The 12,631-nt window shown below is 61.6% G+C and carries 12 protein-coding genes; 11 read left to right on the forward strand and 1 reads right to left on the reverse strand.

Going from position 1 to position 12,631, the window contains the following annotated elements:
- The first annotated feature begins 30 nt into the window (after positions 1-30).
- The 9 genes from flhA (at position 31) to folD (ending at position 8,802) form a co-directional block, all read left to right on the forward strand.
- On the forward strand, positions 31-2,118 hold the full coding sequence (flhA, locus tag ACIQUB_RS08715; protein ID WP_047507451.1) for a flagellar biosynthesis protein FlhA: 2,088 nt from the start codon (positions 31-33) through the stop codon (positions 2,116-2,118).
- Entirely contained in the window at positions 2,115-2,867 is a 753-nt protein-coding gene (fliR, locus tag ACIQUB_RS08720) for a flagellar biosynthetic protein FliR (protein ID WP_026282997.1), read from the forward strand. Before flhA ends, fliR begins: the two co-directional genes overlap by 4 nt.
- Positions 2,868-2,871: 4 nt before the next feature.
- The gene (locus tag ACIQUB_RS08725; protein WP_047507454.1) at positions 2,872-3,285 is read left to right on the forward strand and encodes a hypothetical protein; all 414 of its coding nucleotides are present in this window, start codon (positions 2,872-2,874) and stop codon (positions 3,283-3,285) included.
- Positions 3,286-3,317: 32 nt separating this feature from the next.
- Positions 3,318-3,884, forward strand: a complete 567-nt coding sequence (locus ACIQUB_RS08730) for a rod-binding protein (RefSeq protein WP_113235500.1) — start codon at positions 3,318-3,320, stop codon at positions 3,882-3,884.
- 17 nt (positions 3,885-3,901) lie between these two features.
- Positions 3,902-4,267: a hypothetical protein gene (locus ACIQUB_RS08735; RefSeq protein ID WP_018898457.1), complete on the forward strand. Its 366-nt coding sequence runs from the start codon at positions 3,902-3,904 to the stop codon at positions 4,265-4,267.
- Positions 4,267-4,800, forward strand: coding sequence for a hypothetical protein (locus ACIQUB_RS08740; protein ID WP_113235501.1), 534 nt, complete (start codon positions 4,267-4,269; stop codon positions 4,798-4,800). The genes ACIQUB_RS08735 and ACIQUB_RS08740 overlap by 1 nt, the downstream gene beginning before the upstream one ends.
- A gap of 248 nt (positions 4,801-5,048) precedes the next feature.
- Positions 5,049-5,861 carry a WecB/TagA/CpsF family glycosyltransferase gene (locus ACIQUB_RS08745; protein ID WP_113235542.1) on the forward strand — a complete coding sequence of 271 codons (813 nt, stop codon included), beginning with the start codon at positions 5,049-5,051 and terminating at the stop codon, positions 5,859-5,861.
- Between the two features lie 95 nt (positions 5,862-5,956).
- On the forward strand, positions 5,957-7,780 hold the full coding sequence (locus ACIQUB_RS08750) for a succinoglycan biosynthesis protein (protein ID WP_113235502.1): 1,824 nt from the start codon (positions 5,957-5,959) through the stop codon (positions 7,778-7,780).
- Positions 7,781-7,902: 122 nt separating this feature from the next.
- A complete protein-coding gene (gene folD, locus ACIQUB_RS08755; RefSeq protein WP_113235543.1) occupies positions 7,903-8,802 on the forward strand; it encodes a bifunctional methylenetetrahydrofolate dehydrogenase/methenyltetrahydrofolate cyclohydrolase FolD in 900 nt (299 codons plus the stop codon).
- A gap of 2 nt (positions 8,803-8,804) precedes the next feature.
- Here folD and ACIQUB_RS08760 read toward each other — a convergent pair whose 3' ends face one another.
- On the reverse strand, positions 8,805-9,827 hold the full coding sequence (locus ACIQUB_RS08760) for a LacI family DNA-binding transcriptional regulator (RefSeq protein WP_026283001.1): 1,023 nt from the start codon (positions 9,825-9,827) through the stop codon (positions 8,805-8,807).
- Between the two features lie 272 nt (positions 9,828-10,099).
- Here ACIQUB_RS08760 and ACIQUB_RS08765 point away from each other — a divergent pair, with 272 nt between their 5' ends.
- Together ACIQUB_RS08765 and ACIQUB_RS08770 are read left to right on the forward strand one after the other, a co-directional pair.
- Entirely contained in the window at positions 10,100-11,461 is a 1,362-nt protein-coding gene (locus ACIQUB_RS08765; protein ID WP_113196454.1) for an ABC transporter substrate-binding protein, read from the forward strand.
- A 156-nt stretch (positions 11,462-11,617) separates the two neighbouring features.
- Positions 11,618-12,631, forward strand: a complete 1,014-nt coding sequence (locus ACIQUB_RS08770) for a carbohydrate ABC transporter permease (RefSeq protein WP_112979870.1) — start codon at positions 11,618-11,620, stop codon at positions 12,629-12,631.

Below are 12,631 nucleotides of genomic sequence, written 5' to 3' on the forward strand. Positions count from 1 at the left end.
CCGCACTTCTCATGAAGAGATGGAATCGATATGGCGCAACCACCCGCACTCCCCCTTCCGAAAGCCGGCCCCAGCCTGCGTGACGTTGGCTTTGCCCTTGGCATTGTCGTCATCATCTGCGTGCTTTTCCTGCCGATCCCGCCGTTCCTCATCGATATGGGCCTGGCGTTCTCGATCGCGCTGTCCGTGCTGATCCTGATGGTGGCGCTGTGGATTCAGAAGCCGCTCGAATTCTCGTCCTTCCCGACCATCCTGCTGATCGCCACGATGACGCGACTGTCGCTGAACATCGCGACGACCCGCGTCATTCTCTCGCACGGCAATGAAGGCCACGATGCCGCGGGCGGCGTCATCGCCGGCTTCGCCAGCCTCGTCATGTCCGGCGATTTCGTGATCGGTCTGATCGTCTTCCTGATCCTGATCACCATCAACTTCATCGTCATCACCAAGGGCGCGACGCGTATCGCGGAAGTCGGCGCCCGCTTCACCCTCGACGCTATCCCCGGCAAGCAGATGTCGATCGACGCCGACCTTTCGGCCGGCATCATCGACGAGCGCGAGGCGCAGCGCCGCCGTAAGGAACTCGAAGAGGAGAGCTCCTTCTTCGGTGCCATGGACGGTGCGTCCAAGTTCGTGCGCGGCGACGCCATCGCCGGCCTTCTGATCACCGCCATCAACGTCTTCGGCGGCATCATCATCGGCTACTTCCGCCACGGCATGCCGATCGGCGAAGCGGCCGACGTTTTCGTGAAGCTCTCCGTCGGCGACGGTCTGGTGTCGCAGATGCCGGCCCTCATCATCTCGCTGGCCGCCGGCCTTCTCGTTTCGCGCGGCGGCACCGTCGGTTCGACCGACAAGGCCGTCGTCGATCAGCTGAGCGGCTATCCGCGCGCGCTGTCGGTCTCCGCGGTGCTGATGATCGTGCTCGGTCTCATGCCCGGCCTGCCGTTCATCCCGTTCATGTTCCTCGGTGGCGTTCTCGCCTTCGGCGCCTGGTTCATCCCGCGCCAGATCGATGCGGAAAACAAGATTCTGCGCGAGCAGGAAGAAAAGAAGGTCGTCGAGAACAAGGAACTGGAGAAGGACTCGGTCAAGTCCGTGCTGCGCACCTCGGAAATCGAGCTGGCACTCGGGAAGATGGTCTCCTCTCGCCTTCTCGGCGCCCACCAGGAACTCGCATTCCGCGTCGGCAAGATGCGCAAGAAGTTCGCGACCCAGTACGGCTTCGTCGTTCCGGAGATCAAGGTCACCGACGATATCGCCATCACCGAGAAGTCCTACCAGATCCGCATCCACGGCACGACGGTCGCCTCCAACGAGCTGCGCGTCGGCGAAGTGCTCGTCGTCACCGGCTCCGGCCGCAAGCCGCGCGTGCCGGGCGACGAGATCCGCGAACCCGCTTTCGGCATGCCGGCTGTCTCCGTGCTCGAGGCATTCACCGAGGACCTGAAGCGCGAAGGCTTCCAGCCGATCGACAACGTCTCCGTCGTGCTCACCCACATGAGCGAAGTCATCCGCAACAACCTGCCGGCGCTTCTCTCCTACAAGGACCTCAAGGTTCTGATCGATCGCCTCGATCCCGAGTACAAGAAGCTCGCCGACGAGATCTGCTCCTCGCACATGTCCTATTCGGGTCTGCAGGCCGTGCTGAAGCTGCTGCTTGCCGAGCGCGTCTCGATCCGCAACCTGCATCTCATCCTCGAAGCCGTGGCGGAGCTTGCCCCGCATGTCCGCAAGACCGAGCAGATCGTCGAACACGTTCGCGTGCGCATGGCGCAGCAACTCTGCGGCGACCTTGCCGACAACGGCGTGCTTCGCGTGCTACGCCTCGGCAGCAAGTGGGACCTCGCCTTCCACCAGGCGCTGAAGCGCGACAACAAGGGCGAAGTCGTCGAATTCGACATCGATCCGCGCATGCTGGAAGAGTTCAGCGAGCAGGCGAGCAAAGTTATCCGTGAATTCATGGATCGCGGCCTGCCTTTCGCCCTTGTCACCTCGCCGGAAACACGGTCCTATGTGCGCATGATCATCGAACGCCTGTTCGCCACGCTCCCGGTTCTCTCGCATGTGGAACTGGCAAAGGGCATCGAGATAAAGATTCTAGGCTCTATTTCATGATAACTGACCCGCAAGGGACCGTGTTGGCGCTCTTTCTGATCTTCTGCAGGATCGGTGGCTGTGTGCTGACAATGCCGGGTTTTTCCTCGGCGCGTATCCCTTCGGTCTTGCGAGTCTTCATCGCCGGCGCGCTGTCGCTGGCGATCATGCCCGTCCTCTGGGACACCGTCTATCCGGCCGTCCGCACCTCGAATGCGACCTATATCGGCTTCATCTTCAGCGAATCGCTGATCGGCGTGATGTTCGGAATGCTGGCCCGCCTCTATACGCTGGGCCTTCAGTTCGCCGCCAACATCGCCGCCATGATGATCGGCTACACCCAGCCGAGCGCCGCCGATATCTTCGAAGAAGGCCAGGAAAGCGCCATCTCGGGCTTCATCATCTTCGCGGGCATGATGATTCTCTTCATGATGGACTTCCACCATATCGTCTTCAGGGCATTGATCGATTCCTACACATCGATGCCGTTTGGCGGCGCCATGCAGATGCGGGCGACGCTCATCTCGTTCACCGACACGCTGTCGACCACGACATTCATCATGCTGCGGCTCGCAAGCCCGTTTCTGATCTACGGCCTTCTGTTCAACGTCGCGATCGGCTTCATCAACAAGCTGGCGCCGCAGATCCCTGTTTACTTCATCTCCACGCCTTATCTGCTGTTCGGTGGCCTCTTCCTGTTCTATTTCGCCGTCGCGGCGATGATCAGCCAGTTCGGCCAGTCGTTCACCAGCGTGTTTATCGGGCAGTAGGCGGATGGCTGAAAAGACGCGCTCGGACAAGCTCAAACGCCTCGTCGCCGTCCAGCGGCATCTCGAACAGATGGCGGAGTTCGATCTCGCCGAGACCACGCGCCAGCGCGCCGAAGTCAGCGAGGAGATGGACAGCGTGATCCATGCGCTCGGCTCCATGGACCCGGTGCATCACGCCTTCTCGCAGGGCTATGCTGATCGTTTCAACCGGCTTGGCATCAAGGACAAGCAGCTGAACGGCATGCAGGAAGTTCACCAGATGCGTGTTCAGCAGGAGCGCGCCAAGGGTGACCGGCTGGAAGACGGTATGCGCGAAGCGCTCGAAGACGAGCGCCGCGAGGCCGATGACAACGCGGTCTATGATATCATCGATCAAAAATACGGTACGCCAGCCTCCAGCAAGCTTCAAAACTCATAATCCCCTCGATCTGAAATCAAGAGGATTATGACGTGGCGATTTCACCCCCGAGTGATCTGGTGCTGGATGTTGTCAAGGCGGCCGACCCCATGGAGGTTCAGGCCGCTCAGGAAAAACTGAAGGCAAACCAGGCTGCATTCGCGGCCAACAGCCTTGCCGAAGCAGGCAAGGGCTTCACCTCGGCGGTGGACATTCTCGACCGCGCCTCCAACAAGGCGGGCCTCAGCGACGTCCAGAATCGCACCGGCAAGAAGGAAGAAATTCCGGAGACCTATCGCAAGTTCGAAGCGATGGTGCTGCAGAATTTCATCAAGAACATGCTGCCCAACGAGAGCGAAGACGTCTACGGCAAGGGCGCCACGGGCGATATCTGGAAGGGCATGATGGCCGAACAGCTCGGCAACACCATCGCCAAGGGCGATGGCATCGGCGTTGCCAAGCAGCTTTATCACGATGCTCTGAAGAAACAGGAAGGTAGGGTCGTCAACGCCACTACCGACAAGGATGACCGCAATGCAGCGGTCAGCATGATCAATGAAATACAGCGCCAGACGTTTGGCGTGACATCGACGGACAACAAGTCCGCAAGCGACGCCTAAGGGAATCGAGGAAAACAATGGAAATAATCTCGAACGAATACCGTATCAAATCGGTTCTTGGACGCCTGGAAATGATCATCGACAACGAGAACACGCGCATCGGCAGCGATCCGCAGTTCGATCTCAAGGTGTCGAATGCCCACAAGAGCCGCTGCCTCTATGAGCTGTCGATGCTCTTCAGCGATACGGATCCCAAGGAACTCGCAGCCTCGCACCTCGAACAGCTGCATGGCCTGAAGGAAAAGCTGGCGCTCAACGCCCGCCGCGTCGAGGCTCACCTCGAAGCCGTGCGCACCGTCGCCGATCTCCTGAAGAACGCGGTTCAGGATGCGGATGCCGACGGCACCTATTCCCAGGAACAGTTCCTGGCGCGTGAACACTGATGATTAAACTCGTTCTTACAGGCGTCTGGGTCTGCGTGATCACGCTGGTGGCGGTCTATATGTCGGTGCATCTGGCAACGGCGCCGGCCCCGGCTCCCGATCAGTCGAAGCAGAGCCTCGTCGAGCTTGTTAAGGGCGAGTCCATCACCATCCCTGTTGTCCACGATGGTGCAGTCAGCGGCTATTTCCTTGGAAAAGTGTCGTTCATGGTCAAGAAGGACATGCTGAAGGGCGCGACCCTGCCGCTGACCGAGATGACCACCGACGAACTCTTCTCGCTGCTCGTCGGCAACAAGATGGTCGATATCGCTAACATGAAGTCGTTCGATCCTAACGCCTTCCGCGAGATGATCAAGAAAGACCTCAACACGCATCTGGGCGGCGAGTACATCGACCAGGTTCTGCTGGAGCAGCTTGATTATCTCTCCAAGGAGGACGTCGCCGCCAACGCCTCCGGCCAGCCGAAGAAGATGGGCAAGCCGGTCAACGTCGTGCCGCCAGAGCCCGTCAAGGACCCGGCCGCCGGCGGTTGACACCCGCTTGTCGTTGCGGTGGCCTCATCACCGCGACCAGCCATCCGTGATGGTTAACAAATCCCTGATATCGTTGAGCAAAGTCGACGGGTTTTCCTAAAGGTTGCTTGAGGGAGCCCTGTTATACCGTCCCGTGATGGGCAGACATGCGCGCTGCATTCCAGATTGGAAGCTGGCGCCTGATCCCAGGCAGACCTCAGTGTTACCGGGATCTCCGAGCCATGAAGCATTATCGTCAAGAAGCGGGCATGAATCTGATCGCGAATTTCGCGGTCCTCGCCTCTCGTCGCGCCATTTTCGATCTGCCTGTCTGCGATCTCGGCTGGGATGACGCGCTCGTCTTCATCAACGAGCTCCTTTCCATGCCCGTCGGCCAGACGTCGATCTCCTTCGTCAACGCGCACAACATGCTTCTGGCGCTGCGCGACGAAGAGTATCGCGACATTCTCTCGCAGAACCTCGTCCTGCCCGATGGCATCGGCCTCAACATCGCCTCGCAGATCGCCCATGGATCGCCTTTTCCGGCCAATCTGAACGGCACCGATTTCGTGCCAGCACTGCTGACCTTCATGGAGCAGCCACGTCGCATCGGCCTGATTGGTGGCACCCGTGCCGTGGTCGAGCGCGCGGCACTCAATTTCCGTACGCATGCGCCCTGGCATGAGTTCGTCGTCATCTCTGACGGCTTCTTCGACAAGAATGACCCCTCAGGCGTGATCGCCGAAATTGCCGCGCAGGATCTCGACATCATCATCGTCGGCATGGGCACCCCCCTGCAGGAAAAGTGGGCGCACAAGCACATCCGCGCCGATCACGCGCGCCTGGTGCTGACGGTCGGCGCCCTGTTCGATTTCGTCTCCGGCTCGGTGCCGCGCGCGCCAAAGCTGGTGCGCTCGATGCGCCTGGAATGGGCCTACAGGCTCGTCCAGGAACCCGGCCGTCTCTGGCGCCGCTACGCGCTGGGCATCCCGGTCTTTCTCTATCACGTCGCCAAGTACCGGTTCAGCCGCCGCAAGGTGATCATGAAGCGCTCGGAAATCGGCGATACACGTCAAGATTGAGTGAAAATTAACCTTTTGTTTGCCAAGCCTGTTTAGGCTCGATTAACCACACGCGACTGCGATGGGTTCGATCGTTCCATGCACGAGACTTGGTGATGCGCGAAAATCATTCGAGACGTCCCACCCACTCATGGTCATCCCAGCCGAAGGATGAAGCCGGCTCGAACGGCTTTTCCAACGGCCATTATCAGGACGAAATGGCCGTGCCGGAAGCCGAGCTCCTGCGGGTCATCGAACGGGCTCTTCAGGCGCAGCGAATGCCGGAATTCCAGGAACCCGCACCGCAAGACACCACCGCGCCCCTCGTCAGCCGCATCGAAACCATCCTCGGCAAAAGGCTCGAGGCCGCCAACGACGCCGCCACGGCGCCAAATCCGGCCATCGACGATGCCGCCCCCAGCGCCGCCTTCATCAGCGCTGCCGTCGACGCAACTGCGATGGACGATGCAGCGATGGACGACCTGATCGATGATCTGGCCGCACAGGAATTCCACGTCGAATCCACATCGCATCCCGCCGTCGAGCATCCGGCCCCGGCATCCGCGCGCAGCGGCCGCTCGCTGATCGCAGCCGGCGCACTGTGCGCACTGGGCGCGCTTGGCGGAACGCTGATCCCAAGCGAGCCATCCGGCTTTCGGGCGCAGAGCCTGCTCGGCGTCGAAGGCCCGGCCAAGGATCATCGGGCGCTGGTCAGCGCCGCGCGCGATGCGCTGATCTCGCAAAAGACGATCGCCATGGCCGTCGCCAAATTGCAGCTCGACCGCGACGCCGAGTTTGCCGGCGCCAGCGGCAGCGCGTTCAATGTCGTGGTCGATCTCCTCTCCGCAAGTGGCGCTGCCGCCGATCCCGTCTCGCGCGCCGAAGCATCTCTCGCCGCCGCCATTCGCGCATCCGCCGACCCCAAATCGGGAACGATCGGCTTCAGCGTCACGACGGCAAGTGCTGCGAAATCCGCGCGCATCGCATCCTATCTCGTCTCGACCGTCGCCCATCCGGTGTCGGCAGCAGGCGTCAACGACGGCGCGGTGAAAAAGGCAAGCGCGGTCGCCGACGCCGAGCTCGAGGCATTCACCAAGCAGAACGGCGAGGGCAATGTCGAGGTCGCAACCAGATTGCAGCAGCAGCTTGTGCAGGCCAACGAGACCTTGAAGGACGCACAGCAGAAGGTCGTGGCTGCGAAGACGCGCGCCGACCTGCTGAAGACCGCGACAGCAGACGATGCACTAACCGGTGCGCTCGCCGCGGACATCACCTCGCCCGCGCTGGACGATCGCCGTGGTCGCTATGCCGTCGCGAAGTCGACGCTCGCGCAGCTTGCCGCCAGCCTCGGCCCCCGGCACCCGCGCCTGATCGCACAGCAGGCCGAAGTCGATGGCCTGCGCGCCAGCATCGGCCAGGAACTCGGCAGGCTGTCGCGCGATGCCGCCGACGAAGTCAAATCAACGGTCGCCGCCGTCAGGCAGCTTGGCGACCAGCGCAACACGCTGATCGCGCAAAGCCGCGACACCGGCGTCGATCTCGCCAGGCTGACGGAACTGCGCGAGAAATCGGCCGTTGCACGCCAGCGTCTCGAAGATCAGCTGAGCACCGGCACAATCGGCACCGATGGCGCGCATGTGCAGGTCATCAAGGCGCCCGTGGTCACAGCAATCGAGCCGGGCCGCAGCCCGTGGCTCGCCCCGGCACTCGGCGCGCTGGCCGGTCTTGCCTTCGGCCTTGCCGGTTTCCGCAGACGCGTGGATGCGGGCGAAGCCGTCGCGCATATCGAGCCCGTCGCCGCGATCGAGCCGTCGGTCGATATTCCGCGCGCTCCCGTGCCGGAGCCCTCGGTAGAAGACACCTCGGACGAGGTCGAAACGCTGCGCGCCGAGATCGCCGCCATGCGCGATCGCCTGCGTTCCTACGCGCCGACGGCCTGATCGTCGCTCACCTGCGGCATGATTGTTCTTGCATTTCTCGTTTCAGGCAGGATAGGGCGTGGACAGGCAAATTGTGCCCGATGCCGCCGACTAGAATGGCGGGCAATGGCAGGGAGACGGTCTTGGCGACAGTAATCGACGGCAAACAGGTTGCAGCTTCGGTCATCGACACGGTGAAGGCGGCGACCGCGGCATTGGACAAGCAGAGCGGCGTTCAGGCCGGTCTCGCGGTCATCATCGTTGGCGACGATCCGGCAAGCCACGCTTACGTAGGCTCCAAGAGCAAGATGGCCAAGGAGTGCGGCTTCAAGTCCGTGCAGCACACGCTGCCGCTCGAGACGACGCAGGAAGACCTGGCCGCGCTCGTCGCCTCGCTCAACGCCGATGACACGATCCACGGCATCCTCGTGCAGCTGCCGCTGCCCAAGCACCTGAATTCCGAGCCGATCATCCAGTCGATCCTGCCCGAGAAGGATGTCGATGGTCTTCACGTCGTCAACGCCGGCAAGCTGGCGGTCGGCGATCTCGAGACCGGCCTCGTCTCGTGCACGCCCGCAGGCGCCATGGTCTTCGTGCGCCGCACCCACGGCGAGGATCTCTCCGGCCTCAACGCTGTTGTCGTCGGCCGTTCCAATCTGTTCGGCAAGCCGATGGCGCAGCTTCTGCTCAACGCCAACGCCACGGTGACCATCGCGCATTCGAGAACCAAGGACCTCCCGTCTGTTTGCCGCAACGCCGATATCCTGGTTGCCGCTGTCGGTCGCCCCGAGATGGTCAAGGCCGATTGGGTCAAGCGCGGCGCCACCGTCATCGACGTCGGCATCAATCGCATCGCAGCGCCCGAAAAGGGCGAGGGCAAGACGCGCCTCGTGGGCGATGTCGCATTCGCCGAGGCCGCCGAAGTCGCGGATGTCATCACCCCGGTCCCCGGTGGTGTCGGCCCGATGACCATCGCCATGCTGATGGCCAACACCGTGATTGCCGCGCATCGCGCCGCCGGCCAGACACCGCCAAAGTTCTGATTTTAGCGCGGCGCGGCACCCGTCGACGCCCGCACGATCAGCTCCGTCTTCCACAGTTCCTGTTCGGGGAAGGGGCCGTCCTGCTTGACGGTCCCGATCAGCCGCTCGGCGATCCGGACACCCGCCGCGCGCAGCGATGAGCGCGTCGTGGTCAGCGGCACGGAGAAATTCTCCGGCTTCAGATGCGGCAGCACGTCGTCATGGGCGATCAGCGAAATATCCTCGCCAAGCTTCAGCCCCGCCTGCGTTACCGCGCGGATGGCGCCGAGCGCCAGTACCGTGCTGGAACAGAGAATGGCCGTCGGCGGCTCCGGTAGCTGCAGGAAGCGCTCCATGGCGAACTGCCCGTGCTCGTCGGTCATCGACATGTGGCTGGTGCAATTCTCGGGAAGCTCCAGCCCGCGCTCGGCGAGCGCAGAGACGACACCCTTCTTGCGGCGGATCGCGAAATCCAGATGCTCCGGCCCGTTCAGCAGGCAGAAGCGTGTATGCCCGAGTTGCAGCAGCAGCCGCGTCGCATCGTAGAAGGCGCCCTCATTGTCGATGTCGAGATAGGGGTAATCGGGCTCAATCCCGAACGAGCGGCCATGCACGAGAAACGGCATGGAAAGCGACTTCAGGAGCGGCAGCCGGGGATCGTGCCCGCGCATATAGGCGACGAACAGTGCGTCGACATTGCCGCTGATCGCCAGCCGCCTCAGCGCGCCCACCTCGTCATCTGGATCGGCGGGCATGATCACGAAATGAAAGTCGTGCCTTACCGCTTCCTCGCCAAGCCCGGTCAGGAATTCGCCGAAATGCACGTCGGAATAATGCCCTGGCGCAGTGGGCATGACGAGGCCGATTGAGCCCGCCTTGCCGGTCGCCAGCCGTTGAGCCGCCTTGTTGGGACGATAGCCGGTCTCCTGCACGGCGCGCAGCACCCGCTCGCGTGTCGCCTCGTTGACCTCGGGGTAGCCGTTCAGCGCACGGCTCACCGTCGTCTGGGACAGGCCCAGCATTTCCGATAGCTGTTTCAGATTCACGTGTTAAACTTCCTCCAACGCCTTGGAGGTCATGTCTCCCAAATGGCATCCAAAGCGCTTTTAGCAATGTAGCAGCTGCGCGGCTTGACTCAAGAAAAATCGCTCCATATTGCCCCATAGGCGTTGCTGCATTGCGATATCCAAAGGCCCAAAGCTGGGTTTTGCGAATTGCCTTGACTCTTTTATGCCGAAAGTGAAATGAGTTCGTTGTCAAAGCGCTTTGGAATTTCGGTTGCGGGGCGTGATTGAGATTGTGATGGGAGGATGATCACATGAAAAAGTCATTTTTGATGGGCGTTGCCGTGGCAGCGCTTCTGGCCGGCGGCGCGTCCGCGGCCGATCTGAAATTCGCGCCGGGCGAGGACGCCAAGTTCAACTGGAAGAGCTACGATGACTTCAAGGCGGCCAATGCCGACCTGAAGGGTCAGGAACTGACGATCTTCGGGCCGTGGCGCGGCGAGGACGAGACGCTGTTCCGCAGCATTCTCGCCTACTTCACCGAGGCGACCGGCATCGACGCCAAATATTCGTCCTCGGAGAACTACGAACAGCAGATCGTCATCGACACGCAGGCCGGCTCGCCGCCAAATATCGCGATCCTGCCGCAGCCCGGCCTTCTCGCCGATCTCGCCAGCAAGGGCTTCCTGGCGCCGCTCGGCGATGAAAATTCCAAGTGGATCAAGGACAATTACGGCGCCGGCGACAGCTGGGTCGGCTACGGCACCTACAAGGGCAAGGACGGCAAGGACGCCTTCTTCGCCTTCCCCTACAAAGCCGACGTGAAGTCGCTGGTCTGGTACGTGCCTGAAAACTTCAAGGAAGCGGGCTATAAGGTTCCGACCACGATGGAAGAGCTGCAGGCTCTCTCCGAGCAGATCGTCAAGGACGGCGGCGTTCCGTGGTGCATCGGTCTCGGTTCCGGCGGCGCCACTGGCTGGCCGGCAACCGACTGGATCGAAGACCTGATGCTGCGCATGCAGCCGCCGGAAGCCTACGACAAATGGACCACCAACGAACTAAAGTTCGATGATCCCTCTGTTGTTGCCGTCATCGACGAGTTCGGTAAGTTCGCCAAGAACGAGAAGTACGTCGATGGTGGCGTCAAGGCTGTGGCCTCGACCGACTTCCGCGATAGCCCGAAGGGCCTCTTCGCGGTGCCGCCGAAGTGCTACATGCACCATCAGGCGTCCTTCATCCCGTCCTTCTTCCCTGAAGGCACGAAGATGGGCCAGGATGCGGACTTCTTCTACATGCCGACCTTCGCCTCGCATCCGGAACTCGGCAAGCCGGTTCTGGGCGCTGGCACGCTGGTCACGATCGCCAAGGACTCCAAGCCCGCTCGCGCCTTCGTGGAATTCCTGAAGACGCCGATCGCGCATGAAGTCTGGATGGCGCAGTCGAGCTTCCTGACCCCATACAAGGGCGTCAACACGGCTGCCTACGCCAACGAGCAGATGAAGCGCGAAGGCGAAATCCTGACGACGGCAACGACGTTCCGCTTCGACGGTTCCGACCTGATGCCCGGCAAGATTGGCGCCGGCGCTTTCTGGACCGGCATGGTCGATTTCGTCGGCGGCAAGTCCGCTCAGGATACCGCCAAGGAAATCCAGAGCGCCTGGGACGGCATCAAGTAACATCGCCCGATCTCCATGCCGCCTGATCGGGCGGCATGGATTTAATGCCTGGCCGGACGCCGTCAAAGCGCCGGCCATCGCCGCCTCTTGCGTCCGAAGCAAGCGGCGATCGGGCGGCGTGATTTCAAAAAGACGTAGGCATCAGGGGAGGGATGAATGCTATCGCAGCTGGTTTCCGCTTTGGGGGTCGTGGTCGTCGCCGTATTCGCATGCGCGGCCTATTTCTATTTCTCGAACAAGCTCCTTGATATGGCGCTTCCGGTGAAGGACGGCGACATTCGCGCCGCCTCGCAGAACCTCAACCGCCGCTCCGTCATCAGGCCGTGGCTGTTCCTGTTCCCGGCGCTCTTCCTGCTGGTGGTCTATCTCGTCTATCCTGTGGTCGCGACCGTGATCCTGTCCTTCTACGATCGCTCCGGGGCTGAGTTCGTCGGATTCAGCAATTACCAGTGGGCCCTTGGTGACCGCGAGTTCCGCCAGTCGATCTTCAACAACATCCTCTGGCTCGCCGTCGTACCCGCCGCCTGCACCTTCTTCGGCCTCGTCATCGCCGTCATGACCGACCGCATCTGGTGGGGCAATATTGCGAAAAGCATCGTCTTCATGCCGATGGCGATCTCCTTCGTCGGCGCCTCCGTCATCTGGAAGTTCATCTACGAGTATCGCGGCGGCAACGCCACGCAGATCGGCTTGCTCAACGCCATCGTCCAGCTCTTCGGCGGCACGCCGCAGGTGTGGATCTCGGTGCCCTTCTGGAACAGCTTCTTTCTGATGATCATCCTCATCTGGATCCAGACCGGCTTTGCCATGGTCATCCTCTCGGCGGCGCTCCGCGGCATTCCGGAAGAGACCATCGAGGCCGCCGTCATCGATGGCGCCAATGGCTGGCAGATCTTCTGGCGCATCATGGTGCCGCAGGTCTGGGGCACGATCGCCGTCGTCTGGACCACGATCACCATCCTTGTTCTCAAGGTCTTCGATATCGTTCTCACCATGACCAACGGTCAGTGGGACACGATGGTTCTCGCCAATCTCATGTTCAACTGGATGTTCCGGGGAGGCGGCGACAGCGGCCGAAGTGCGGTCATCGCGCTGATCATCATGCTGGCCGTCACACCGATCATGGTGTGGAACGTCCGCCGCGCCAATCGCGAAATGGGAGGCAAGTGA

The sequence above is a fragment of the Rhizobium sp. NPDC090275 genome, assembly GCF_044772225.1.
Classification (GTDB): Bacteria; Pseudomonadota; Alphaproteobacteria; order Rhizobiales; family Rhizobiaceae; genus Rhizobium.

Excerpts from the sequence above, each read along its gene's own strand:
- ACIQUB_RS08770 (WP_112979870.1), top strand. The coding sequence starts at position 11,618 with ATGCTATCGCAGCTGGTTTCCGCTTTGGGGGTCGTGGTCGTCGCCGTA.
- ACIQUB_RS08740 (WP_113235501.1), top strand. The coding sequence starts at position 4,267 with ATGATTAAACTCGTTCTTACAGGCGTCTGGGTCTGCGTGATCACGCTG.
- ACIQUB_RS08745 (WP_113235542.1), top strand. The coding sequence starts at position 5,049 with ATGAATCTGATCGCGAATTTCGCGGTCCTCGCCTCTCGTCGCGCCATT.
- ACIQUB_RS08750 (WP_113235502.1), top strand. The coding sequence starts at position 5,957 with ATGCGCGAAAATCATTCGAGACGTCCCACCCACTCATGGTCATCCCAG.
- ACIQUB_RS08735 (WP_018898457.1), top strand. The coding sequence starts at position 3,902 with ATGGAAATAATCTCGAACGAATACCGTATCAAATCGGTTCTTGGACGC.
- flhA (WP_047507451.1), top strand. The coding sequence starts at position 31 with ATGGCGCAACCACCCGCACTCCCCCTTCCGAAAGCCGGCCCCAGCCTG.
- ACIQUB_RS08725 (WP_047507454.1), top strand. The coding sequence starts at position 2,872 with ATGGCTGAAAAGACGCGCTCGGACAAGCTCAAACGCCTCGTCGCCGTC.
- fliR (WP_026282997.1), top strand. The coding sequence starts at position 2,115 with ATGATAACTGACCCGCAAGGGACCGTGTTGGCGCTCTTTCTGATCTTC.
- ACIQUB_RS08765 (WP_113196454.1), top strand. The coding sequence starts at position 10,100 with ATGAAAAAGTCATTTTTGATGGGCGTTGCCGTGGCAGCGCTTCTGGCC.